Source organism: Streptomyces sp. NPDC056160, from assembly GCF_042268205.1.
GTDB lineage: Bacteria > Actinomycetota > Actinomycetes > Streptomycetales > Streptomycetaceae > Streptomyces.
Genome location: NZ_JBHJUW010000039.1, coordinates 15,424 through 39,340 on the forward strand (window position 1 = coordinate 15,424; position 23,917 = coordinate 39,340).

Below are 23,917 nucleotides of genomic sequence, written 5' to 3' on the forward strand. Positions count from 1 at the left end.
AACCCCAACCGTTTCCCTTTAAATCCTTTGTTCCTCCTTTTGGTTGCCCTGGGCCGCGGGCCGCGGGGCCCGGCCGGGCGGCGGGCGGCCGGCGGCCGTCGGCTCCCGACGCCGCTCGGCCGGACGAGCCGTTCTGGTTCGAGGCGGCGCACATGACCCGGATGCGCTCTCTCGCAAGCCTCCGGGCTCGTTGACAGGCATGATCCGTAAAAGGGTGGACAGTCGGATTACCGTACGCCACCGAGGAGGAGGAACCCGTGACCCGCATCGACAGCGTGCGCGCCGCGACCGGCTCGGCGAAGGACAGCGTGCTGCACGCCGCGGAAGTGGTGGCGCCCTACGCCGACACCGCCAAGGAGAGGGCCGCGCACTACGCGCACGAGGCACGCGTACGGCTCGCGCCGAGGGTGTCGCTCGCCGCCGACCAGGCCCGCGTCCAGTACGGCGCCTACGTCGCGCCCCGGCTCGAACAGGCCCGCACGCAGGCCATGACCTATGTGCCGCCGAAGATCGACCAGGCCGCCCAGGAAGCCGCCGAGCGCACCCGCAAGGCCGCCCGGCAGGCCGCCGAGTACTCCAGGCCGAGGATCGAGCAGGCGATGGCCGCCGCGGCGCCGGTCGCGGACGAGGCCGCCGCGCGCGGTGCCGCCGCGCTGGTCGCGCTGCGCGGCCAGGTCCCGGCGCAGAAGATCCAGAAACTGGCCCGCAGGCGGAGCCGGAAGGCGCGGGTCGGCCGCGTCGCGAAGGTGCTGGTGATCGCCGGCGCTCTCGCGGGCGGCGCCTTCGCCGCGTGGAAGTGGTGGGACAAGCAGGCCAATCCCGACTGGCTGGTGGAGCCGCCGGCCGCCACCGAGGTTCCGGAGGCCGGCCGCCTGTCCTCGGTCGACGGCAGCGGCCAGAGCGTGCTGGACCCCGAGGTCGAGGCCAAGGAGGCCGAGGAGCACGCGGACCGCGACGAGAACGGCTGACCCGGTCCGGCCTCGCCCGGCCCCGGCCGGCTTCACACGGGTGGCACGACGAAGCTCCCCCTCGATCCGGAACGTACGGATCGAGGGGGAGCTTCTTGGTGTCCGTGGAGCCTAGGGGAGTCGAACCCCTGACATCTGCCATGCAAAGACAGCGCTCTACCAACTGAGCTAAGGCCCCGAAAGGGGAGCATCCGGCCGGAGGAACCGCCCACCGGTCGGGTGCCGCAGACCAGAGTACCGGGTCACCCCCCGGATCTGTAAAAAGATTGGGGGTCCCCGTGGCCGACCACTCTCCGTAAGATGCTCCGCGTGGTTCGCTACAGCGAACCGCGGTACTTGGGGAAGCGATGGGGAGACGCAATGGACGCCGCACAGCAGGAAGCCACCGCAAGAGCGCGGGAACTGCAGCGGAACTGGTACGGGGAGCCGTTGGGGGCGCTCTTCCGTAAGCTCATAGACGATCTCGGGCTCAACCAGGCGCGTCTGGCGGGGGTGCTGGGGCTGTCCGCACCGATGCTGTCGCAGCTGATGAGCGGCCAGCGGGCGAAGATCGGCAACCCGGCGGTGGTCCAGCGGGTGCAGCTGCTGCAGGAACTGGCGGGCCAGGTGGCCGACGGCAGCGTCAGCGCGGCCGAGGCGAGCGAGCGCATGGAGGAGATCAAGAGGTCGCAGGGGGGTTCGGTGCTGAGCAACACGACCCAGACGACGAGCAGTTCAGGGGCGCCGACCGTCAAGCGCGTGGTCCGCGAGATCCAGTCGCTGCTCCGCTCGGTCGCCGCGGCGGGCGACATCATCGAGGCCGCGGACAGCCTCGCCCCCTCCCACCCCGAACTGGCCGACTTCCTGCGGGTGTACGGGGCGGGCCGCACCTCCGACGCCGTGGCGCACTACCAGTCCCACCAGAACTGACCCCGCCGACAGGGGTCGTACCGCGCGTCGCGGGGGAAGCAACGGGGGTGACCCCTGGGGGAGGAGCGACGCACAGCCATGGGTGAGGTCTTCGCCGGCCGGTACGAGCTGGCCGACCCGATCGGACGCGGTGGGGTCGGCGCGGTCTGGCGCGCCTGGGACCACCGCCGCCACCGGTATGTGGCCGCAAAGGTCCTCCAGCAGAGCGACGCGCATTCCCTGCTGCGCTTCGTGCGGGAACAGGCGATGCGGATCGACCACCCTCATGTGCTCGCCCCGGCCAGCTGGGCCGCCGACGACGACAAGGTCCTGTTCACGATGGACCTGGTGGCCGGTGGCTCGCTGGTCCATCTGGTCGGGGACTACGGGCCGCTGCCCCCGGTGTTCGTCTGCACGCTGCTGGACCAGTTGCTGGCGGGGCTCGCCGCGGTGCACGCCGAGCGGGTCGTGCACCGGGACGTCAAGCCCGCCAACGTGCTCCTGGAGGCCACCGGGACCGGGCGTCCCAGGCTGCGGCTGTCCGACTTCGGCATCGCGATGCGGCTGGGCGAACCACGGCTCACCGAGACGAACCTGGTCGTCGGGACGCCGGGTTACCTGTCACCCGAACAGATGATGGGCGCCGAGCCGGACTTCCCCGCCGACCTGTTCGCCACCGGCCTGGTCGCCCTCTATCTGCTGCAGGGTGCCAGACCGGACGCCAGGGCGCTCGTGGAGCACTTCGCCGAGCACGGGACGCCGAGCGCGCCGCAGGGCGTCCCGGAGCCGTTGTGGCAGGTCGTGGCCGGCCTGCTGCAACCGGACCCCCAGGCCCGCTTCCGCACCGCCACAGGGGCGCGCAAGGCGCTGGCGGCGGCGGTCGAGCTCCTTCCGGAGCCGGGTCCGACCGACGAGCCGATCGAGATCTTCGACCAACTCGGCCCCCTCCCCCCGGGTTTCGGCCCGGACGGCCCCGCGGCCTCTGCCATGGCCGAGAAGCCGAAGGACGCCGGGCCGGAGGTTGCTGGGCCGCACGGCGCTGGACCGGAGGACGCTGGGCCGCACGGCGCTGGACCGGAGGCCCCTGGGCCGCAGGACGCCCGCTCGTCCCGCGGAGGGACCGGGCGGCCCGCCACGGCATCGGGCACCGGTGACTTTCCCCCGCAGCCGCCCGCGGGCGGTCCTCCTTCCGTCCACGTCTCGCCCCCCGACCTCACCCATGCGCTACTGCCCTCCCCAGGCCCGCGCGCACCACGGCCTCACGACGGCCCGCCCACGGCGGTGACGCAGCCGCACGCCGATGCCCCTACTTCCTCGTACACCGCCCAGCCCCCGCAGGCCGCCGTTCCCGCGCAGGGGGTCTCACGGCACCGTGCCGAGCGCCCGCGCCGCCCGGGTCCGCCCGTGGCGGTGGCGGTCCCCCTGCTCGTTCTCGCTCTGGCCTGCTACGCCGTGGGCCTGTGGGCGCTGACCCGGCTGTGAGGGCCGGCCGCCCCCGCCCGGCGCCGGGCGGTCAGCGTCCACACCCCGAGGACGGCCAGCAGGGCGGTCCCCGTGCCGATCCCGCCTGCCGCGAGCACCCGTAGCCCCGTGGCGCCGCCCACCGCCCCGGCACCGCCGGCTGCACTCGCCGCTCCCCGGTCCCCCGCGGTGACCTCGAACAGGCCTCCCGGCTCGGACCGGCCCGCGTACCCCGGGCCCGCCCCGGCCGCACCGCTCACCCGCACCCGCAGGGTGAGTTCGTAGGGCCCGGCACCGAACGCGTCCGCCGTCTGGGCGGCAAGGTGTACGACCAGGTAGTAGGAGCCCGCGAACCGCATGGCCTTGACCTGGTCGGCGAAGCCGTAGCGATTGGCGTAGGCGACGGGCGGCAGCGGCGCGAGGGCCGCGGTCGTGCGCCGGCCGCTGTAACCGGCGTACGCCTCCTCCACGGGGCCGCGCACCGGGTTGTACAGCGACAGCGTCAGCGCACCGTCGGCGTAGCCGCTGCCGCCGCCCGCACCCGCGAGGTCCGCCGTGGCGTCCAGTCGCTGCGCCCAGTCCACGGGCACCCGGTAGAACAGCGTCCCGCCGGGACGGACGCGGTCCCGCCACACCCCCTGCCCGACCGGGGCGGCCCGCTCGAACCCGGTGCCGCCCGCCCGCTCCACGGCCTTCCCGGTGACCGGCTCGGGGGAGGCCGAGTCCCAGGACCGGGGCGCGGTCGTCGCTCCGCTCCGTTCGAGGGGCGGCTCCGACGCGGTGGTCAGTTCCAGGGGCCAGGTGTCCGGCGAGGAGCCGGTGGCGGTGATGCGCTCGACGAGGACGTAGTACGCGCCGGCGCCCCGGCACAGCGCATGGCCGGGGGCGGCCTCGCGCGCTCCCCACGCGGCGACGGGATGCGGACTGCGGCTCGTGCCGAACCGGGTGGCCTGGTAGGAGCAGGAACCGCCGTGTGCGTCGTGCACGGAGACCCTGAGGCCGTCCGTGGCGGAGACGGTGGTGCCGGGGCCGGGGACGGCCGTGGCGGAGACGTAGGCGGCGGACGCGGCGTCGAGGTCGAGGCGGTAGTACAGCCTCCCGTTCCTCGGCAGGGAACTGCGGTAGGTGCGGCCGGGGGCGAGCCGTACCGCGTCCGTGGTGGTCGCGGCTCCGGCGACGGACGGGGCGCCTTCGGCGAAGGCGTACGGGTCCGGCGTCCCGGCGGCGACGGCGTACGGGTCAGGCACCTGGGCCGCCGCGGCGCTCGGCCCCGCCGCGGCGGTGAGGACGGCCAGGAGCCCCAGGGCCGCCGCCACGGCCGACACCCGCGCGCGGACAGCCGTACGCGGACCGATGGGCCCCCACGCCCGGGCCTCCCGTGGCTCGCCCATGTCCCGATCGCTGCCCGGATCTCGACGGCCGACCCGGTCCCGGGACTCGTGGCCGTCGCGGGGAACGCCGCCGGGCCGTTCCGCAGGAGCCCGCCGTCCAGTCCTGGGCCGTCTCATCCCGCGCCTCCCTCGCTTCAGCCGCCGCCTTCCGGACGTCGGCCATCCTGCCGCGGCCGGCGTTGCGCCGTCCGCGCATTCGGCCCGAGCGTCCGAAACACCCGCCTCCCGGAGCGGCGGCTATCCCACACAGCCCGGGCCCGCAACACGTGACCCGGGCGGGAGCCGCACCCGCACACACAAAACCCCGACCGCTACGGCGGCCGGGGTCTGCTCTGTTCAGTACTGGATGTCGCTGCTCACGAACCGGTGGGCACGGAGTCGGTCGCCTCCGTCCACAGATCCTGCTCGGCGCGATCCGCCTGGATCTGGCGGTACACGAGGAGCCCGCCGATGGCGGCCAGTGCGACCAGGAGAAGCTTCTTCACCGCGCGACCTCGTCTTTCCTTGACGTAGGGGACCTCTGCCGCCCGACTATACACACCGACCGATATCGATCGGTGACCTGCATCGGCCCTCAACTGTCCGGCACGGGAACGCAGTAGACACCCCTCGGACCAGGCCGATCGGAGGGTGATCGCACCCTCACGAACGGTGATGCACGGCCGTTCCGCTGTCGGTTCCGCGGCTTTTCGCCGCTCATGCGTCCATCCGAGTGGTGTTCATCCGAAGATCCCCGCGCCACGGGCGTCGGTCCACCACTTCGCGGCGCTCATACACATGATGAGCAAAGTACGCAAATCGCCCAACCCGAAAGTGAGGGGCCATGGACCAGCACAAGGTCATGAAGTTGTGGACAGCCATCGTCACCGCCTTCCTCGCGCTCTGCACGGCGCTCGGACTCGTCACCACGACCGCCACGGCGGCCACGGCGGCTCCGCAGCCCGAGACGGCGCCCAAGAGCAGCACCGCGAGGGTGCCGGCCCAGACGACAGCTTCCTGGCCCAGGTCCAGGTCCCATACCCGGTCCCTGCCTCCCACGATGAAACAGCGGATCCGGGCCGAGGCGCACGGAAAGTCCCCGAGCTGCCGCCACCGCCCACCGGCAGACGCCCCGTCGCTCGCCACCGATCCCGAGTGCGACCCCGCGGAACCTCCAGCCCGCCCCAACATCCCGCTCCAGCGCTGACAGGGCCGCCCCGGCGCCCCCGGGGCCCCCATCAGGACCCATGACGTAACGGCGAACCGCGTACTGCACCACCGAAACACACCACCGCACCCCAGCACCACCACTGCACCAACAGCGACCCCGAGTCCCGGTCGGCCCGCCGACCGGGGCCTTCCCATGCCCGCGGACAGCCCGACACCGACCTCCGCGGCACCGACCGAACCGGCTGGGGCGGGACCGGCAGGACGACGTGACCGGGATGACGGTCATGACCGGCTACAGGTGCCCCCAGGGCAGCCAGCACTCCGCCGACGGCCCCCGCCGGCCCGCACACCCCAGGGATACGGCACCCCGGCAGGGCAGCAGCACTCCCCACCGCCTCCAGCAGGACGTCCGCGCGCTCCCGCGCCTGCGGCCTGCGGTACGCGGGGACGACCGGACGTAGCCGAGTGGACGAGCGGCGCACGTGCGGACGTAGACGAGCGGGCAAGCGGGCAAGCGGGCAAGCGGGCAAGCGGGCAAGCGGGCAAGCGGCCCACGAGTACCCCGACGCAAAGAGAGCGGGCGCCCCGCCAGGGACGCCCGCTCTCTTCGTTCTGCTGCTGTGGGGCTAACAGGATTTGAACCTGTGGCCTCATCCTTATCAGGGATGCGCTCTAACCAACTGAGCTATAGCCCCGCCGCGCTCTGCGGTGTATGTCCCGCGCGCTGACTCCTGAAGATTAGCGCACGAGGGGGGCAGTCCCAAAATCGGTTGTCGGGAGGCCGTCGGCGGAGGTTTGACACCGCTTGCGGGCCTCCCGGCAGACGTCTCGCCGGGAGACGTCCCCCATGTCCTCGGGACGTCCTACTCGTCCTCGGCCAGCGTCAGCTCGATACCGCCGACGAAGCCCGCCGAGAGGTTGTAGATGAACGCGCCGAGGGTCGCCAGGGCCGTCGCCAGGACGACGTCGATGACGGCGATGATCGTCGCGAACATCAGGACGTGCGGCAGGGAGAGGAAGGACTGGAGGTCGAAGCCGTTCGACTCGGTGGAGCCGGTCGCCTCCGAGATCGTCCCGCCGACCGTCGAGAAGACGCCCATCGCGTTCATGACCATCCACAGCACGGCGGACGCCACGACGGTGCAGATGCCCAGCGCGATGGAGAGCAGGAAGCTGACCTTCATCACCGACCACGGGTCGGCCTTGGACACGCGCAGCCGCGCCTTGCGCGTACGCGGGGTGGTCCGGGCGCCCGTGCGCGGCCGGCGCACGGTGCCGGAGCGGTCCCCGGCGGACGCCTGGTAGGCCTGCGGCGGGTGGTACGGGCCCGTGTGCTGCTGGGACTGCCGCTCACCGGGCAGCGGGGAGCCCGCCTGCCGGCCGGCCGCGGGCTGGCCCTGCGTCTGCGGGCCTCGGGTGTCCGTCACCGTTCCCCCCTGGGATCTGTGCGTGGGCGAGTGCGAGTCTGTCGCGGACGACTTGATCGCGTTGAGGTTGGTGGTGTGCGAGTCCGTCGCACGCGCGGCGGAGCCACGGCCGCCGCCCGATTCCGTACCAGTGGAGGTACCGGACGATCCGGCGCCCGTGGCTCCGCTCACGATGACTCACTCCTCGTGCTACTCGGCCGAGGGCGCCTCACCCTCGTCCGTGCCGGTGGTCGCGACACCCTCGGCGGTCTCGTCCACGGCCACGTCGCCGTCGACTTCCTCCGCCTCGCGTCCCGCCTCGGCGTTACGTGCGATACCGACGACGGCATCGCGCTTGCCCAGGTTGATCAGTTGGACGCCCATGGTGTCACGGCCCGTCTCCCTGACCCCGCTGACTCGCGTGCGAATCACTCCGCCCGAGAGCGTGATCGCGAGGATCTCGTCGCTCTCCTCGACGACCAGCGCGCCCACGAGCGATCCGCGGTCCTCCACGATCTTGGCGGCCTTGATGCCGAGGCCGCCGCGGCCCTGGACGCGGTACTCGTCGACCCGGGTCCGCTTGGCGTACCCGCCGTCGGTGGCAGTGAACACGAACGTACCGGGTCGCACCACATTCATCGACAGCAGTTCGTCGCTCTCGCGGAAGCTCATGCCCTTCACGCCCGAGGTGGCGCGGCCCATGGGGCGCAGGGTGTCGTCCGAGGCGGTGAACCTGATCGATTGCGCCTTCTTGCTGATCAGCAGCAGATCGTCGTCGGCCGAGACGAGTTCCGCGCCGATCAGTTCGTCGTCGCTGCCGTCCTCCCGCTCCCGCAGGTTGATGGCGATGACACCGCCGGAGCGAGGCGAATCGTAATCCTTCAGAGGCGTCTTCTTGACCAGACCGCCCTTGGTGGCCAGCACCAGGTACGGGGTGGCCTCGTAGTCGCGGATCGCGAGGATCTCGGCGATCGCCTCGTCCGGCTGGAAGGCCAGCAGGTTCGCCACGTGCTGGCCGCGCGCGTCCCGGCCTGCGTCCGGCAGCTCGTAGGCCTTGGCGCGGTAGACGCGGCCCTTGTTGGTGAAGAACAGCAGCCAGTGGTGCGTGGTGGAGACGAAGAAGTGGTCGACGATGTCGTCCTCCTTCAGCTTCGCCCCGCGCACGCCCTTGCCGCCGCGCTTCTGGGCGCGGTAGTCGTCGGTCTTGGTCCGCTTGATGTAGCCGCCGCGGGTGACCGTGACGACGATGTCCTCCTCGGCGATCAGGTCCTCGATGGACATGTCGCCCTCGTAGGGGATCAGCTTGGTCTTGCGGTCGTCGCCGTACTTCTCGACGATCGCGGCCAGCTCCTCGCTGACGATCCCGCGCTGGCGGACCGGGGAGGCGAGGATCTCGTTGTACTCGTTGATCTTCGCCTGCAGCTCGTCGTGCTCCTGGACGATCTTCTGGCGCTCCAGGGCGGCCAGCCGGCGCAGCTGCATCTCCAGGATGGCGTTGGCCTGGATCTCGTCGATCTCCAGCAGGCCCATCAGGCCGCCGCGGGCGACCTCGACGGTCTCACTGCGCCGGATCAGCGCGATGACCTCGTCGATGGCGTCCAGGGCCTTCAGCAGGCCGCGCAGGATGTGGGCGCGCTCCTCGGCCTTGCGCAGCCGGAAGCGGGTCCGGCGCACGACGACCTCGATCTGGTGCGTCACCCAGTGGCGGATGAACGCGTCCAGCGAGAGGGTGCGCGGCACGCCGTCGACCAGGGCCAGCATGTTGGCGCCGAAGTTGGTCTGGAGGTCGGTGTGCTTGTAGAGGTTGTTCAGGACGACCTTGGCGACCGCGTCCCGCTTGAGGACGATGACCAGGCGCTGGCCGGTGCGGGAGGACGTCTCGTCGCGGACGTCGGCGATGCCGCCGATCTTGCCGTCCTTGACCAGGTCGGCGATCTTCTGCGCGAGGTTGTCCGGGTTGACCTGGTACGGCAGCTCGGTGACCACCAGGCACTGGCGGTTCTGGATCTCCTCGACCTCGACCACCGCGCGCATGGTGATGGAGCCGCGACCGGTGCGGTACGCCTCCTCGATGCCCTTGCGGCCGACGACCAGCGCGCCGGTGGGGAAGTCCGGGCCCTTGATGCGCTCGATGAGCGCGTCCAGCAGCTCCTCGTGCGAGACCTCCGGGTTCTCGAGGAACCACTGGGCGCCGGCGGCGACCTCGCGCAGGTTGTGCGGCGGGATGTTGGTCGCCATGCCGACCGCGATGCCGGCCGAGCCGTTGATCAGCAGGTTCGGGAAGCGGGCGGGCAGGACGGTCGGCTCCTGGGAGCGGCCGTCGTAGTTGTCCGTGAAGTCGACGGTCTCCTCGTCGATGTCGCGGACCATCTCCATCGACAGCGGCGCCATCTTGCACTCGGTGTACCGCATGGCCGCGGCCGGGTCGTTGCCCGGCGAGCCGAAGTTGCCGTTGGAGTCCACCAGCGGCATCCGCATCGACCACGGCTGGGCGAGGCGCACCAGGGCGTCGTAGATCGAGGAGTCACCGTGCGGGTGGTAGTTGCCCATGACGTCGCCGACGACGCGGGCGCACTTGTAGAAGCCGCGCTCGGGGCGGTAGCCGCCGTCGTACATGGCGTACAGGACGCGGCGGTGGACGGGCTTGAGGCCGTCCCGGACGTCGGGCAGCGCACGCGAGACGATGACGGACATCGCGTAGTCGAGGTAGGAACGCTGCATCTCCGTCTCGAGCCCGACGGGCTCGACACGCATCGCGAGTTCGCCGCCCTCTTCAGGGGTGACGGGGGTGTTCTCGTCGGCCATTGCTGGTGGGGATCCTTCCTGGTGCGGTCAGCTGAGACCGACTCAGATGTCGAGGAAGCGGACGTCCTTGGCGTTGCGCTGGATGAACTGGCGGCGGGCCTCGACGTCCTCGCCCATCAGGACCGAGAACAGGTCGTCGGCCTGGGCGGCGTCGTCGAGGGTGACCTGGCCGAGGACCCGGTGCTCCTGGTCCATCGTGGTCACGCGCAGCTCTTCGGCGTTCATCTCGCCGAGACCCTTGAAGCGCTGGATCGAGTCCTCGCGCACGCGCTTGCCGCGCTGCCGGCCCATCTCGATCAGCGCGTCGCGCTCGCGGTCGGAGTACGCGTACTCGATGTCGTCCCGGCCCCACTTGAGCTTGTAGAGCGGGGGACGGGACAGGTACACGTGCCCGGCCTCGACCAGCGGCCGCATGAAGCGGAACAGGAAGGTCAGCAGCAGGGTGCTGATGTGCTGACCGTCGACGTCGGCGTCCGCCATCAGGATGATCTTGTGATAGCGGAGCTTGTCGATGTCGAAGTCCTCGTGCACACCCGTGCCGAAGGCGGAGATCAGCGCCTGGATCTCCTGGTTCTGCAGGATCTTGTCGATCCGCGCCTTCTCGACGTTGAGGATCTTGCCGCGGATCGGGAGGATCGCCTGGTACTCCGGATTGCGGCCGGACTTGGCCGAACCGCCGGCGGAGTCGCCCTCGACGATGAAGATCTCGCACTTGGTGGGGTCGTTCGACTGGCAGTCGGAGAGCTTGCCCGGCAGGGAAGCGGACTCCAGCAGCCCCTTGCGGCGGGTGAGGTCACGGGCCTTGCGGGCCGCCACACGGGCGGTGGCCGCCTGGATGCCCTTGCGGATGATGTCCGCCGCCTCGACCGGGTTGCGGTCCAGCCAGTCGTTCAGGTGTTCGTAGACGGCCCGCTGGACGAAGGTCTTCGCCTCGGTGTTGCCCAGCTTGGTCTTGGTCTGGCCTTCGAACTGCGGCTCGCTCAGCTTGACCGAGATGATCGCGGTCAGACCCTCGCGGATGTCGTCGCCCGTGAGGTTGTCGTCCTTGTCGCGCAGCAGCTTCTTGTCGCGCGCGTACTTGTTGATCAGGCTGGTCAGGGCCGCACGGAAGCCCTCCTCGTGCGTACCGCCCTCATGCGTGTGGATGATGTTCGCGAAGGAGTACACACCCTCGCTGTAGCCGCCGTTCCACTGCATGGCGACCTCGAGGGACAGGCTCTTGTCCTTGTCCTCGGCCTCCAGGTCGATGATCGTGGGGTGCACCACCTCTCCCTTGCGGGAGTTGAGGTACTTCACGAAGTCGACGATGCCGCCCTCGTAGTGGTACGTGACGGTCTTGACCTCGTCCTTCTGGTCGGCGCCCGCCTCGTCCGCGCCGCTGGTGGCCTTCGCCGACTCACGCTCGTCGGTCAGCCGGATGGTCAGACCCTTGTTGAGGAACGCCATCTCCTGGAAGCGCCGCGAAAGCGTCTCGAAGGAGTACTCGGTGGTCTCGAAGATGTCCGGGTCGGCCCAGAAGGTGACCGAGGTGCCCGTCTCCTCCGTCGCCTCGTGCTTGGCCAGGGGGGCGGTGGGCACGCCCAGCTTGTAGTCCTGCGTCCAGCGGTGGCCGTCGGTCCTGATCTCTACGGAGACCTTGGAGGACAGGGCGTTCACCACGGACACGCCGACGCCGTGCAGACCGCCGGAGACCGCGTAGCCGCCGCCGCCGAACTTGCCGCCCGCGTGCAGCACGGTGAGCACGACCTCCACGGCCGGCTTGCCCTCGGAGGCGACGATGCCCACCGGGATGCCACGGCCGTTGTCGACGACGCGGACCCCGCCGTCGGCCAGGATCGTCACGTCGATCGTGTCCGCGTGCCCGGCCAGTGCCTCGTCGACGGAGTTGTCGACGACCTCGTACACAAGGTGGTGCAGACCGCGCTCACCGGTGGAGCCGATGTACATACCGGGGCGCTTGCGGACCGCGTCCAGACCCTCGAGGACGGTGATGGCGCTGGCGTCGTACGAGGCCGTGGCCTCACCGCTCGGAGAGGCCACCGGCTCATCGGCGCCGGTGTCGGTGGACGGGATGTTCTCGTTGGGGTTGCCGGAATCGGCCACGAAGCGCCCTTTCTGGCACAGCACGAGCCGGGCTCCTGGGGGTGCCCCCTCCGGGGAGGGTTGCCGGAGCGGCTGCGGCATGTTGCGTTGGTAAGCCTTGATCAGCGTTGCTCAGCTTTTCCCGGACGGTCCCCACGTTCGGGGCGGGATTGTCTTCCAGTCTACCGGTAGCGCCGACAGTGATGGGGGTTTGCCGGTACCTGAGTCCGCATGTGGCGCCCTGAACCGGTCTTGGCCGGGTCCCGATATACGGAAGGGGGCTCCAAGAGGCTCACAGCGGCACTCAGCGCTTCCGGGCGTCAACCCTTCGCTACTCCGGGGTCAGGTCGGGATTCGCAAGCGCGTGCGGATGTGTGAGGGAGCCCTCGGCGACACCCGCGCAGCACCCTCCGCTACCACTCGATGTGATCTCTGTCACCCCCCGCGGGCAGCGGTCCACCGCGTGTCGCACGGCGCCACCGGCCACCGGCCGGGCCGCGACCCGGCACCCGAAGGCGCGGCGCCTTCCGTCATCCGTAGGTGTCGCCGGGCCCCGTACTCCCGGGCGCGCGCAACGGACCGTACCGGCGGGCACCGCCCCCGGGACCGTGCACCTTGATCAACCGGACCGCGCCGTGCCCCAGGTCCTCGTTGAGGCGCGCGACCAGCGTCGGCGCGAGCAGCCGCAGGTTCGTCGCCCACGCCGTCGAATCACAGCGCACCGCCAGCACCCGCTCGTCCTCGTCGTACCTCTCCGGCACACAGTGCTTGGCCACGTCCGCCCCCACGATCTGCGGCCAGCGCCCCATCACACCGCCGACCGCGGCCGGAGCCTCCCACCCGCGCTCGGTGATCAGCCGGTTGATGGCCGCACCCAGCGCCATCGGGTCGCGACCGTCGCCACGCGCACCGGAACGCAGCCCACCGCGCCGGATCTGTTTCTTCTGCTGCGCCGCCTCACCCCGCGCGCGCGCCGCCTCCTTGGCCGCGCGCAACGCCACCCGCGCCAGGTCGACACCCGAGGGCTCGGGACCCTGCCGGTCCGCCTCCGGCGCCTTCCCGGCCACCGGCTCGTTCCCGGCGCTCATACGCGCTCCACCGCCCCGCCCGACACGGCGAACCGGGCCCCCGACAACACGTGCGGCACATCGTCGTCGACCGCCGCCGTGACCAGGACCTGCTCACCAGGCGCGACCAGCTCGGCCAGCCGCTCCCGGCGCCGGGCGTCCAACTCGGCGAAGACGTCGTCCAGGACCAGCACCGGCTCATTGCCCTCCGCCCGCAGCAGGTCGTACGAGGCCAGGCGCAACGCGAGGGCGTAGGACCAGGACTCGCCGTGCGAGGCGTACCCCTTGGCGGGCAGCCGCCCCAGCTTCAGCACCAGGTCGTCCCTGTGGGGGCCCACCAAGGTGACACCGCGTTCGATCTCCTGCTTGCGGGCATCGGCGAGCGCGGCGATGAGCTGCGCGTACAGGTCCTCGCGCGTGTGCGCCTCACCGGGCGCCGACGGCTTGTACTCCAGGGCCACCGGCCCGCCGCCGGGCGCCAGCTGCTCGTACGCCTTGTCCGCGAGCGGCTGCAGCATGGTGATCAGGTCCAGACGCTGGGCCAGCAGTTCCGCACCCGCGCGCGCGAGGTGCTGATCCCACACGTCCAGCGTGGACAGATCCATGGAGCGCCCGCCGTGCCGCCGCGCGAGCGCCGCGGACTTCAGGAGCGTATTGCGCTGCTTGAGGACTCGCTCGTAGTCGGAGCGGACACCGGCCATACGCGGAGAACGGGCGGTGATCAGCTCGTCGAGGAAGCGGCGACGCTCGCCCGGGTCGCCCTTGACCAGGGCGAGATCCTCCGGCGCGAACAGCACCGTCCGGACGATGCCGAGCACATCACGCGGTCTGACCTGCGAGGACCGGTTGATACGGGCCCGGTTGGCACGGCCCGGGTTCAGCTCCAGCTCGACCAGCTGCTGCCGCTCGCCCTGCCGCACCTGCGCCCGGATCACCGCCCGCTCGGCACCCATGCGGACCAGCGGGGCGTCCGAGGCGACCCGGTGGCTTGCGAGCGTGGCCAGGTAGCCGACCGCCTCGACCAGGTTGGTCTTGCCCTGGCCGTTGGGGCCGACGAACGCGGTGACGCCCGGGTCGAGCGGCACCTCGGCCCGGGCGTACGAGCGGAAGTCGGCCAGCGACAGATGCGTGACGTGCATGGTCGTTCGCCGGCCTCCTCCAGCGGGTGGACCGCCGAGCAGTCCCGTGTCGTGCGGAACCGTCCGGTGTCCGGTGTACGTGCCCTGTGGACCAGTTGTGGGCCCACCTGTGGTTCACCGTCCTGCGGACCGGCGCCCGGCGGACGGCTGCGCCCTGTGGACTACTTCTTCTCCACGGCGTGACCGCCGAACTGGTTGCGCAGCGCGGCGATCATCTTCATCTGCGGCGAGTCCTCCTGGCGGGAGGCGAACCGCGCGAACAGCGAGGCCGTGATCGCGGGCAGCGGCACGGCGTTGTCGATGGCCGCCTCGACGGTCCACCGGCCCTCACCGGAGTCCTGTGCGAAGCCGCGCAGCTGCTCCAGGTGCTCGTCGTCGTCCAGCGCGTTGACCGCGAGGTCGAGCAGCCAGGAGCGGATGACGGTGCCCTCCTGCCAGGAGCGGAAGACCTCGCGGACGTTGTCCACCGAGTCGACCTTCTCCAGGAGTTCCCAGCCCTCCGCGTACGCCTGCATCATCGCGTACTCGATGCCGTTGTGGACCATCTTCGCGAAGTGGCCCGCACCGACCTTGCCCGCGTGCACCGAGCCGAAGTCGCCCTCCGGCTTGAGCGCGTCGAAGACCGGCTGCACCCTGGCGACGTGCTCCGCGTCGCCGCCGTACATCAGCGCGTAGCCGTTCTCCAGGCCCCACACACCGCCGGAGACACCGCAGTCGACGAAACCGATGCCCTTGGCCGCCAGCTCCCGCGCGTGCTTCTCGTCGTCGGTCCAGCGGGAGTTGCCGCCGTCCACGACCACGTCTCCGGGCTCCAGCAGCTCGGCCAGCTCGTCGACGGTCGACTGGGTCGGGGCGCCGGCCGGGACCATCACCCAGACCACGCGGGGGCCCGACAACTTGTCCACAAGCTCAGAGAGGCTGTGGACGTCCGCGAGGTCGGGGTTGCGGTCGTATCCGATGACGGTGTGGCCTGCGCGGCGTATCCGCTCGCGCATGTTGCCGCCCATCTTGCCGAGGCCGACGAGACCGAGCTCCATCAGTTGTGTCCTTAGGTGTCCGACGTGATGTGGGGGCACTTTCGTACCGGTGTCCGAGCCTAGACCCGGACCTTCCCGCACATCCGTGGGCATACGCGCTCATGCGTACGCCCGCCGTCGGCCGGGACCGGTTCCGGCTCAGCCGCTCAGACGCACCGGCATGATCAGGTACTTGTAGGCCTCGTCCGCCTCGGCGTCCACGGCCGGCTTGCCGCTGAGCAGGGCGGGCTTGGTCGACGTCGTGAACGACAGCTGCGCCACCGGGGAGTCGATCGCGCTCAGACCGTCCAGCAGGAAGGTCGGGTTGAAGGCGATGGAGATGTCGTCGCCTTCGAGCTGGGCGTCCACCCGTTCCACAGCCTGTGCGTCGTCACTGGAGCCCGCCTCCAGGATGAGCACACCCTGCTCGAAGCTGAGACGGACCGGGGTGTTGCGCTCGGCGACCAGCGCCACGCGCTTGACGGCCTCGACGAAGGGGGCGGTCTCGATGACGGCGACGCTGTTGAACTCGGTCGGGAACAGCGTGCGGTACTTCGGCAGGTCGCCTTCGAGCAGGCGGGTGGTGGTACGGCGGCCCGCTCCCTCGAAGCCGATCAGGCCCTCACCCGCTCCGGAGCCGGAGAGCGCGAGGATGACGCTGTCGCCGCTGGTCAGAGCCTTGGCGGTGTCCTGGAGCGTCTTGGCGGGGACCAGGGCGACCGCGGAGACGTCCGGGTTCTCCGGCTTCCACAGGAACTCGCGGACCGCGAAGCGGTAGCGGTCGGTGGAGGCCAGCGTCACCGTGTCGCCCTCGATCTCGATGCGCACACCGGTGAGGACGGGCAGCGTGTCGTCGCGGCCGGCGGCGATGGCGACCTGCTGCACGGCGGAGGCGAAGACCTCGCCGGGGACGGTGCCCGTGGCGTTCGGCATCTGCGGGAGCGCCGGGTACTCCTCCACAGGCAGGGTGTGGAGGGTGAAGCGCGAGGAGCCGCAGACAACCGTCGCCCGTACACCGTCTGTGGAAATCTCCACCGGCCGGTTGGGCAGGGCACGGGAGATGTCGGCGAGCAGCCGGCCGGAGACCAGGACGGTGCCCTCCTCCTCGACCTCGGCGTCCACCGACACGCGGGCGGAGACCTCGTAGTCGAAGCTGGACAGGCTCAGCTGGCCGTCCTCCGCCTTCAGCAGCAGGCCGGCGAGAACAGGCGCCGGCGGACGGGCCGGGAGGCTGCGTGCCGCCCACGCCACTGCCTCCGCGAGTACGTCGCGTTCCACCCGGATCTTCACCGTAAGCCGCCTCCTGCTGATTGCTACTGAGTCCTCCGGCTCGGTGTCACCACCCGCTGCGACGGGAAGAGCACCGGGGACCAGTCTGACGCACGCCACTGACAGTAGGTGCCCGTCGGGGTCAAGTCGCTCCGAGGGGCGGCCGGGCTCGAAGGGGCGAGTTGTGCACAGGTCCCGCTTCGAAACGAATTCCGCACTCTTACTGGTTGGGAGTAGTAGTAGGGGCTGTGGATACGGTGGATAACCACGTTTCCCCAGCTCAGCGCGGAAATTTTGTCCACGGACCCTGTGGGTGACACCAGTGGACAACTCCGGGGATCTGTGGAGAACAGAAAGTTCTGCACACACCGCCCACAGGACGAGGTGAGTTCTCCCCAGCTGCATCCCCAGGTTTACCCAAGTTGCCCACACCCCAATCTGGCAGCTTGGTGTGACGGCTTTCACTCGACGCGGTGACCGGGTGCGTCGGGTTGCCGAACAGTGGACAACCATGTGGAGAAGCCACCGATCATTGGGGACAACTGACCGCAGCCTGTGGGTTGCCCGTGGACAACTTCATGCACAGGCTGTGGACCCCGGCTTCGTCCACAGGTTGTGGAAATCTTTCATCCACCGTTCCACACCCCCCTGAGCTGGGGGGACGGGTTTTGGGGCGGGGGGCTGTGGATGCCGTTCGGGACAACTCGGCGGTCCCCAGGATGTGGACGGAAGAAAGTTCACGGATCTGTGGAGAGAGCCCGTAACCACCCAGCTAATCGAACACTGGACCCGCGCCAGGGCGCCTCAGTGCACAGGCGGGGAAGGCCGGCCCGGGGCCGCTGCCGCTCGTGCCGAGCCCGCTGAGGCCCTTCGCTGTCACCTTCCGGTGCCTACGGCCGACGCACGGTGGCCACCAGACACAGCAGGCCGACGCACGGTGGCCCCAGACACAGCAGGCCGGGCGTTTCCGGGCACAGCAGTGGGGCGCCTTCCGGAGACGGTGTTCCGGAAGGCGCCCCACCCAGGTGTCGTACGAGCTCTGCTCAGCCGTTCTTGATGCGGTTGGTCAGCTCGGTGACCTGGTTGTAGATGGAGCGCCGCTCGGCCATCAGGGCGCGGATCTTGCGGTCGGCGTGCATGACCGTCGTGTGGTCGCGGCCGCCGAACTGCGCGCCGATCTTCGGCAGCGACAGGTCCGTCAGCTCACGGCACAGGTACATGGCGATCTGCCGTGCGGTGACCAGCGCGCGCCCGCGGGAGGTGCCGCACAGGTCCTCGACCGTCAGCCCGAAGTAGTCGGCGGTGGCCGCCATGATGGCGGTCGCCGTGATCTCGGGCGCGCTGTCCTCGCCGCCGGGGATGAGGTCCTTGAGGACGATCTCCGTCAGGCCCAGGTCCACCGGTTGCCGGTTGAGGGAGGCGAACGCCGTGACGCGGATCAGCGCGCCCTCCAGCTCGCGGATGTTGCGCGAGATCCGGGAGGCGATGAACTCCAGCACCTCCGGCGGGGCGTTCAGCTGCTCCTGGACCGCCTTCTTGCGCAGGATCGCGATGCGTGTCTCCAGCTCGGGCGGCTGGACGTCGGTGATCAGTCCCCACTCGAAGCGGTTGCGCAGCCGGTCCTCCAGGGTCACCAGCTGCTTGGGCGGCCGGTCCGAGGAGAGCACGATCTGCTTGTTGGCGTTGTGGAGCGTGTTGAAGGTGTGGAAGAACTCCTCCTGCGTCGACTCCTTGTCCGCCAGGAACTGGATGTCGTCGACGAGCAGGATGTCCATCTCGCGGTAGCGCTTGCGGAAGCTGTCGCCCTTGCCGTCGCGGATGGAGTTGATGAACTCGTTGGTGAACTCCTCCGAGCTGACGTAGCGCACGCGGGTGCCCGGGTAGAGGCTGCGCGCGTAGTGCCCGATCGCGTGCAGCAGGTGGGTCTTGCCCAGGCCCGACTCGCCGTAGATGAACAGCGGGTTGTAGGCCTTGGCCGGGGCTTCGGCGACGGCGACCGCGGCGGCGTGCGCGAAGCGGTTGGACGCGCCGATGACGAACGTGTCGAAGAGGTACTTCGGGTTCAGCCGTGCGGTCGGCTCCCCCGGTCCGTGGCCCTGCGCCGGCCGGTCGGCCGAGGAGCCGGAACCGCCGGCTCCGGAGGGAGGGGGGGCCGCCGGTCCGCCGCGGTGCGCGGGTCCGGCACCGGCCGGCGGCTCGGGCAGTTCCCGGCGGCCGGGGTCGCGCTGCTCGTAGTCGCGCTGGTCGTAGTCGGGGCGCCCGGAGTCGTAGTCGGGGCGCGACTGGTCGTAGGAGGGGCGCTCCATCGGCCGCGGGCGGTAGTCCTGCGCCGGGGGGTAGGGCTCGTGCGGGCCGGTGCAGGAGTCGTTCGAGGAGCCGTACGAGTCCTGGGACCCGTAGCCGTCCTGGGTGCCGTAGGTGTCCTGCGGGCGGTACTGGTCGCGGGGGGCGTACGGCTCCTGGGCGGGTGAGGCGTAGGGGTCGCGCTCGGGGAAGCCGAGCCGCTGCTGCTGCCAGCCGTAGTCGTCCTGGGCCGGGCGCGGCCAGGCGCCGGGTTCGGGGCGCTGGCGGTCGCCGTACTCCGCGGGGTAGGCGGGGCGGGCGGTCGGCAGTTGGTCCGTGCCGTCGCCCGGCTGGGGGCCGCCGGTGCGCGAGGGCGGGTGCTGGTCGCCGGAGCCGCCCGGGTGCTGGTCGGCGCGTCCGGGACGGTCGGGCCGGCCGGTGCGGTCCGCGCGGTGGGGGTCGGTGCGGTCGGGCCGGTCGGTGCGGTGGGGCTCGGCCCGGTGCCGTCCGTAGGGCTCGTAGCCGCCCTGGCCGGTGGGCAGTTCCTGTTCCTCGTAGCGGGACTGGGGAGCCGGCGGCGTGGAGGGCTGGGTCTCGCCGACGGAGCTGTCGACGGTGATGGCGATGCGGATCGGGCGTCCGCACTCGCGGCTCAGCGTCTCGCTCACGACCGGGGCGAGGCGGCCTTCGAGCACGTTCTTCGCGAACTCGTTCGGTACCGCGAGCAGTGCCGTGTCCGCGACCAGCGCGAGCGGCTGGCAGCGGCGGATCCAGTGCTCGTCCTTCGTCTCGACGCCCTGGCCGCGTTCCTCTCCGAGGAGCTGTTCCAGTACGCGTGGCCACACTGCGGCAAGATCGGCAGGTACGTCAGCCACAGGGCACGCTCTCTCACGGGTCCCACGAACGTGTGGTTCGGGACGGGTCGGGATGTAAACGGGGGACAAGGGAACGAATGGGAGTCCGCCCACGGTAGTCAGCGCGGCGGGTACCGTTCAAGTTGTTGTCCCCAGGCTGTGGACAAGCTCGGCCCGGGGCCGCGCGGTTTGACCGGATGGCCTAGCCGCGCGTACCGTAACCAGGTCGAGTTGTCGATGGCTGCTGCCGCCTGCCTCCGAAGGGCACAGATCGCGTCAAGGTGATCGGTAAGCGGTGCACACGGCGTGACTGCGAGCTAATCGTGGGCGCACGGTGACAGCCAGGACGGCACCCCGCCACTACCGAATCTTTCTGGAGCCCCCGAGTGAGCAAGCGCACCTTCCAGCCGAACAACCGTCGTCGCGCGAAGACCCACGGCTTCCGGCTGCGTATGCGCACCCGTGCCGGCCGCGCGATTCTCGCGTCCCGCCGTAGCAAGGGTCGCGCCCGTCTGTCCGCCTGATCCCGGTCAGGTCATGACATCGTGCTGCCCACCGAGAACCGGCTGAGGCGGCGCGAGGACTTCGCGACCGCGGTACGACGAGGGCGCCGGGCCGGACGCCCGCTTCTCGTCGTCCATCTTCGTAGCGGTGCCACGGACCCGCACGCGCCTGGGGAGAGCGCTTCCCCTACGCGTGCGGGTTTCGTCGTGAGCAAGGCAGTGGGTGGCGCGGTCGTACGCAACGCGGTGAAGCGCAGACTTCGCCATCTGATGCGCGACCGGGTCGCACTCCTGCCCCCCGGTAGCCTGGTAGTCGTACGAGCGCTACCAGGAGCGGGCGAGGCCGATCACGCACAGCTGGCCCGAGACCTGGATGCCGCCCTTCAACGACTGCTGGGAGGGGGCACGCGATGAAGTACCCACTGCTGGCCCTGATCAAGCTGTACCAGTGGACCATCAGCCCGTTGCTCGGGCCGGTGTGCAAGTACTACCCGTCGTGCTCCCACTACGGCTTCACGGCCATCGACCGGCACGGTGCGGTCAAGGGAACGGCGCTCACCGCCTGGCGCATCCTGCGGTGCAACCCGTGGTCGCTGGGTGGTGTGGACCACGTTCCTCCGCGCAAGCGTCCGCGGTGGCACGAAATGCTGCGTGACGCCTGGCGTACGCGCAAGGGCGGGCCCTCCGCCGCGGAGCCGGCCACCGACGGGGACTTCCCGCCGGGCCCGGTCGCAGAGACCTCGTCCCATGCCCAAGGAGCATGATTAGTGGACACGATTGCCAGCTTCTTCAGTTTCATCACCTGGCCCGTCTCCTGGGTCATCGTCCAGTTCCACAAGGTTTACGGGGCGATCTTCGGGGCTGACACCGGCTGGGCCTGGGGCCTGTCCATCGTGTCCCTGGTGGTTCTGATCCGCATCTGCCTGATCCCGCTCTTCGTGAAGCAGATCAAGGCGACCCGCGCGATGCAGACGCTCCAGCCGGAGATGAAGAAGATCCAGGAGCGCTACAAGAACGACAAGCAGCGTCAGTCCGAAGAGATGATGAAGCTGTACAAGGAGTCGGGTACCAACCCGCTCTCCTCGTGCCTTCCCATCCTGGCGCAGTCCCCGTTCTTCTTCGCCCTGTACCACGTACTGAGCGCGATCGCGACCGGCAAGACGATCGGTGTGATCAACGAGCCGCTGCTGGCCAGCGCCCGTCATGCCCACATCGTCGGTGCCCCGCTGGCCGCGAAGTTCACGGACAGCGCCGACAAGGTCGCCCAGCTCGGTGCCTCCCTGACCGATGTCCGTGTCGTCACCGCGGTCATGATCGTCCTGATGTCGGCGTCGCAGTTCTACACGCAGCGCCAGCTGATGACCAAGAACGTCGACACCACGGTGAAGACGCCGTTCATGCAGCAGCAGAAGATGCTGATGTACGTCTTCCCGGTCATGTTCGCCGTCTTCGGCATCAACTTCCCGGTCGGTGTCCTCGTCTACTGGCTGACCACCAACGTGTGGACCATGGGCCAGCAGATGTACGTCATCCACAACAACCCGACCCCGGGTTCCAAGGCTCAGGCCTCCTACCTGGAGCGTCTGCACAAGCACGTCACGCACCACGGCAAGACCCGCAACCGGCGTGAGAAGGCCATCGTCAAGGCGATCGTCGCCAAGGGCCGTGACCGCAACGAGTTCGAGCGCAAGTTCATCAACGGTCTGACCAAGGCCGGCCTGGCGGCCCAGTCCGACGGCACGGTGATCAAGGGTGAGAGCGCCGCCGTCGTGCAGACCGAGGACGGCACGGTCACCACCACGACCGCCGCCGGTGCCAGGCGTCAGCAGCCCAAGCGGCAGAGCAAGTCCCAGCGCCAGTCGGGCAGCCCGAAGGCGGCAGGGGCCGGTGACATCGAGCAGCCTCCGTCGCTGACCAAGTCCGAGCCCGAGGCCGAGACGAAGACCGGCGCGCCGCGGGACACCCCGCCCGCCGCTGCCAAGAAGCCCGACTCCAAGCCGGGCAACGGCAGCCGCAGCAAGGCCCAGTCCGGCCAGCGCAAGGGCCCGCAGCGGCCCAAGTCCCCGTCCAAGAAGTAAGAAGGAGCCCATCCCGTGACGGAAGGCACCACCTCCGCCGCTGTCGAGGGTGCAGACGCCCTGACCCGCCTGGAGCAGGAGGGCGAGATCGCGGCGGACTACCTCGAGGGTCTGCTGGACATCACCGACCTCGACGGCGACATCGACATGGACGTCGAGGCCGACCGCGCCTCTGTCTCGATCATCAGCGAGGCCGGCAGCCGGGACCTGCAGAAGCTGGTCGGCCGGGACGGTGAGGTGCTGGAGGCGCTGCAGGAGCTGACGCGTCTGGCCGTGCACCGGGAGACCGGTGACCGCAGCCGCCTGATGCTGGACATCGCGGGCTACCGTGCCCAGAAGCGCACCGAGCTGTCCGAGCTGGGCGCGAAGGCCGCGGCGGAGGCAAAGAGCAGCGGCGAGCCCGTGAAGCTGAAGCCGATGAGCCCGTTCGAGCGCAAGGTCGTGCACGACGCGGTCAAGGCCGCGGGGCTGCGCAGCGAGTCCGAGGGCGAGGAGCCGCAGCGCTTCGTCGTCGTACTCCCTGCCTGAGCGGTCCCACGTTCCACCGGCCCCGTCTGCCCGCAGGCGGGGCCGAACTTTGTCAGCCTGGTAGTTCTGGTGGTCGGCGCTGATCGCGCTGATGCGGTACGGAAGGACGGTCCCCCGTGACGGAGGCAGCGGAGCTCCCCCCTGCGCCCGAGCAGGCACGAGACGTATTCGGTGATCGCTTCGCGGATGCGGTCCGGTACGCCGAGCTGCTGGCTGAAGCAGGTGTGCAGCGAGGGCTCATCGGTCCGCGGGAGGTGCCCCGCCTGTGGGAGCGCCACCTGCTGAACTGTGCGGTGCTCTCCGAGGTCGTCCCCGAAGGGGTGACCGTGTGCGATGTCGGTTCCGGCGCCGGCCTGCCGGGCATCCCGCTCGCTCTGGTCCGGGAGGACCTGAAGATCACGCTGCTGGAGCCGTTGCTGCGGCGCACCAACTTCCTCACCGAGGTCGTCGAGATGCTGGGACTCGACCATGTCACCGTCGTCCGGGGGCGGGCCGAAGAGGTGATGGGCAAGCTCCCGCCTGTCCATGTGGTGACCGCCAGGGCGGTGGCTCCGCTGGACCGCCTGGCGACCTGGGGTATTCCGCTGCTGCGCCCTTACGGGGAGATGCTCGCCCTCAAGGGGGACACGGCTGAGGAGGAGCTGAAGAGTGCGGGCACCGCGCTGAGCAAGCTCGGCGCGGCGGAGACGTCCATCCTGCATGTGGGTGAGGGTGTCGTGGATCCGCTGTCCACCGTGGTCCGGGTGGAGGTCGGCGAGAGCCCCGGCGGCGTGCGTTTCGCGGCGAAGCGTGCGAAGGCGGCGCGGACAGGACGAGCGCGCCGGAGGCGGTGAGCCCTCCTTTGGGCTCTGCGTTGCCTCTCACTCCGCCGCAGGGACCCTGCTGGGAGACGTGCGGCGGAGTGTCGCTCACATAACGGGCGAATTATTGTCATCGTGTTTCACGTGAAACGTCGCTCACTGCTGCACGGCATCATCAACCGTGGCCGCGCCGCGGCCCAACCCCGCGACCGCAAGCCTCTCGGTTCACT

Annotated in this window: 20 protein-coding genes and 2 tRNA genes; 10 read left to right on the plus strand and 12 right to left on the minus strand. The window is 70.1% G+C overall.

The annotated features are described in order from the left end of the window. Positions 1-257 precede the first annotated feature (257 nt). A complete protein-coding gene (locus ACFC02_RS16810; RefSeq protein ID WP_376357199.1) occupies positions 258-968 on the plus strand; it encodes a DUF5324 family protein in 711 nt (236 codons plus the stop codon). Between the two features lie 105 nt (positions 969-1,073). On the opposite strand, the gene ACFC02_RS16815 is transcribed toward ACFC02_RS16810, so the two are convergent. Next, positions 1,074-1,146, minus strand: a tRNA-Ala gene (locus ACFC02_RS16815). Positions 1,147-1,328: 182 nt separating this feature from the next. Between ACFC02_RS16815 and ACFC02_RS16820 the strand changes: the two genes are divergently transcribed. Further along, positions 1,329-1,877 carry a helix-turn-helix domain-containing protein gene (locus tag ACFC02_RS16820; RefSeq protein WP_376357201.1) on the plus strand — a complete coding sequence of 183 codons (549 nt, stop codon included), beginning with the start codon at positions 1,329-1,331 and terminating at the stop codon, positions 1,875-1,877. Positions 1,878-1,955: 78 nt separating this feature from the next. After that, positions 1,956-3,338 carry a protein kinase gene (locus ACFC02_RS16825; RefSeq protein ID WP_376357203.1) on the plus strand — a complete coding sequence of 461 codons (1,383 nt, stop codon included), beginning with the start codon at positions 1,956-1,958 and terminating at the stop codon, positions 3,336-3,338. On the opposite strand, the gene ACFC02_RS16830 is transcribed toward ACFC02_RS16825, so the two are convergent. Together ACFC02_RS16830 and ACFC02_RS16835 are read right to left on the minus strand one after the other, a co-directional pair. Next, the gene (locus ACFC02_RS16830; RefSeq protein WP_376357205.1) at positions 3,302-4,708 is read right to left on the minus strand and encodes a hypothetical protein; all 1,407 of its coding nucleotides are present in this window, start codon (positions 4,706-4,708) and stop codon (positions 3,302-3,304) included. The genes ACFC02_RS16825 and ACFC02_RS16830 overlap by 37 nt on opposite strands. Before the next feature lie 356 nt (positions 4,709-5,064). Beyond that, positions 5,065-5,193 (minus strand): DLW-39 family protein, encoded by a 129-nt coding sequence (locus ACFC02_RS16835; protein WP_003999697.1) that lies wholly within the window; start codon positions 5,191-5,193, stop codon positions 5,065-5,067. A 338-nt stretch (positions 5,194-5,531) separates the two neighbouring features. On the opposite strand from ACFC02_RS16835, the gene ACFC02_RS16840 reads away from it, so the two are divergent. After that, complete coding sequence (locus ACFC02_RS16840) at positions 5,532-5,894, plus strand: DUF6344 domain-containing protein (RefSeq protein ID WP_376357207.1); 363 nt, start codon at positions 5,532-5,534, stop codon at positions 5,892-5,894. A gap of 584 nt (positions 5,895-6,478) precedes the next feature. Here ACFC02_RS16840 and ACFC02_RS16845 read toward each other — a convergent pair. The 9 genes from ACFC02_RS16845 to dnaA all read right to left on the minus strand — a co-directional run bounded on the left by ACFC02_RS16845 (position 6,479) and on the right by dnaA (position 19,799). Further along, a tRNA-Ile gene (locus ACFC02_RS16845) sits at positions 6,479-6,552 on the minus strand. Between the two features lie 168 nt (positions 6,553-6,720). Continuing rightward, on the minus strand, positions 6,721-7,455 hold the full coding sequence (locus ACFC02_RS16850; RefSeq protein WP_376357209.1) for a DUF3566 domain-containing protein: 735 nt from the start codon (positions 7,453-7,455) through the stop codon (positions 6,721-6,723). Between the two features lie 18 nt (positions 7,456-7,473). Further along, entirely contained in the window at positions 7,474-10,068 is a 2,595-nt protein-coding gene (gene gyrA / locus ACFC02_RS16855) for a DNA gyrase subunit A (protein ID WP_376357211.1), read from the minus strand. A gap of 42 nt (positions 10,069-10,110) precedes the next feature. Continuing rightward, a complete protein-coding gene (gene gyrB / locus ACFC02_RS16860; RefSeq protein WP_376357212.1) occupies positions 10,111-12,195 on the minus strand; it encodes a DNA topoisomerase (ATP-hydrolyzing) subunit B in 2,085 nt (694 codons plus the stop codon). Between the two features lie 485 nt (positions 12,196-12,680). Further along, positions 12,681-13,238 carry a DUF721 domain-containing protein gene (locus tag ACFC02_RS16865; RefSeq protein ID WP_376357214.1) on the minus strand — a complete coding sequence of 186 codons (558 nt, stop codon included), beginning with the start codon at positions 13,236-13,238 and terminating at the stop codon, positions 12,681-12,683. Next, positions 13,235-14,356, minus strand: coding sequence for a DNA replication/repair protein RecF (recF, locus tag ACFC02_RS16870; protein ID WP_376357216.1), 1,122 nt, complete (start codon positions 14,354-14,356; stop codon positions 13,235-13,237). The genes ACFC02_RS16865 and recF overlap by 4 nt, the downstream gene beginning before the upstream one ends. Positions 14,357-14,517: 161 nt before the next feature. Continuing rightward, on the minus strand, positions 14,518-15,393 hold the full coding sequence (gnd, locus tag ACFC02_RS16875) for a phosphogluconate dehydrogenase (NAD(+)-dependent, decarboxylating) (protein WP_376357218.1): 876 nt from the start codon (positions 15,391-15,393) through the stop codon (positions 14,518-14,520). 138 nt (positions 15,394-15,531) lie between these two features. Further along, positions 15,532-16,662 (minus strand): DNA polymerase III subunit beta, encoded by a 1,131-nt coding sequence (gene dnaN / locus ACFC02_RS16880; protein WP_018566212.1) that lies wholly within the window; start codon positions 16,660-16,662, stop codon positions 15,532-15,534. 1,022 nt (positions 16,663-17,684) lie between these two features. Beyond that, positions 17,685-19,799, minus strand: a complete 2,115-nt coding sequence (dnaA, locus tag ACFC02_RS16885) for a chromosomal replication initiator protein DnaA (RefSeq protein WP_376357221.1) — start codon at positions 19,797-19,799, stop codon at positions 17,685-17,687. Positions 19,800-20,164: 365 nt separating this feature from the next. Between dnaA and rpmH the strand changes: the two genes are divergently transcribed. From rpmH to rsmG, 6 genes are all read left to right on the plus strand, one after another. Next, a complete protein-coding gene (gene rpmH / locus ACFC02_RS16890) occupies positions 20,165-20,302 on the plus strand; it encodes a 50S ribosomal protein L34 (RefSeq protein ID WP_003956500.1) in 138 nt (45 codons plus the stop codon). Positions 20,303-20,323: 21 nt separating this feature from the next. Continuing rightward, positions 20,324-20,695 (plus strand): ribonuclease P protein component, encoded by a 372-nt coding sequence (rnpA, locus tag ACFC02_RS16895; RefSeq protein ID WP_376357224.1) that lies wholly within the window; start codon positions 20,324-20,326, stop codon positions 20,693-20,695. Further along, positions 20,692-21,045, plus strand: coding sequence for a membrane protein insertion efficiency factor YidD (yidD, locus tag ACFC02_RS16900; RefSeq protein WP_376357225.1), 354 nt, complete (start codon positions 20,692-20,694; stop codon positions 21,043-21,045). Before rnpA ends, yidD begins: the two co-directional genes overlap by 4 nt. A 3-nt stretch (positions 21,046-21,048) precedes the next feature. Then, positions 21,049-22,359, plus strand: a complete 1,311-nt coding sequence (gene yidC / locus ACFC02_RS16905) for a membrane protein insertase YidC (protein WP_376357227.1) — start codon at positions 21,049-21,051, stop codon at positions 22,357-22,359. Between the two features lie 15 nt (positions 22,360-22,374). Next, positions 22,375-22,887, plus strand: a complete 513-nt coding sequence (locus ACFC02_RS16910; protein WP_376357229.1) for a protein jag — start codon at positions 22,375-22,377, stop codon at positions 22,885-22,887. A 116-nt stretch (positions 22,888-23,003) separates the two neighbouring features. Then, complete coding sequence (gene rsmG / locus ACFC02_RS16915; RefSeq protein ID WP_360966496.1) at positions 23,004-23,720, plus strand: 16S rRNA (guanine(527)-N(7))-methyltransferase RsmG; 717 nt, start codon at positions 23,004-23,006, stop codon at positions 23,718-23,720. The last annotated feature ends 197 nt before the right edge of the window (positions 23,721-23,917 follow it).

Bases quoted from the DNA above. Each gene is read 5' to 3' on its own strand.
- ACFC02_RS16865 (WP_376357214.1), bottom strand. From the start codon at position 13,238: ATGAGCGCCGGGAACGAGCCGGTGGCCGGGAAGGCGCCGGAGGCGGAC.
- gnd (WP_376357218.1), bottom strand. From the start codon at position 15,393: ATGGAGCTCGGTCTCGTCGGCCTCGGCAAGATGGGCGGCAACATGCGC.
- ACFC02_RS16820 (WP_376357201.1), top strand. From the start codon at position 1,329: ATGGACGCCGCACAGCAGGAAGCCACCGCAAGAGCGCGGGAACTGCAG.
- ACFC02_RS16825 (WP_376357203.1), top strand. From the start codon at position 1,956: ATGGGTGAGGTCTTCGCCGGCCGGTACGAGCTGGCCGACCCGATCGGA.
- ACFC02_RS16830 (WP_376357205.1), bottom strand. From the start codon at position 4,708: ATGGGCGAGCCACGGGAGGCCCGGGCGTGGGGGCCCATCGGTCCGCGT.
- gyrA (WP_376357211.1), bottom strand. From the start codon at position 10,068: ATGGCCGACGAGAACACCCCCGTCACCCCTGAAGAGGGCGGCGAACTC.
- yidD (WP_376357225.1), top strand. From the start codon at position 20,692: ATGAAGTACCCACTGCTGGCCCTGATCAAGCTGTACCAGTGGACCATC.
- ACFC02_RS16840 (WP_376357207.1), top strand. From the start codon at position 5,532: ATGGACCAGCACAAGGTCATGAAGTTGTGGACAGCCATCGTCACCGCC.
- recF (WP_376357216.1), bottom strand. From the start codon at position 14,356: ATGCACGTCACGCATCTGTCGCTGGCCGACTTCCGCTCGTACGCCCGG.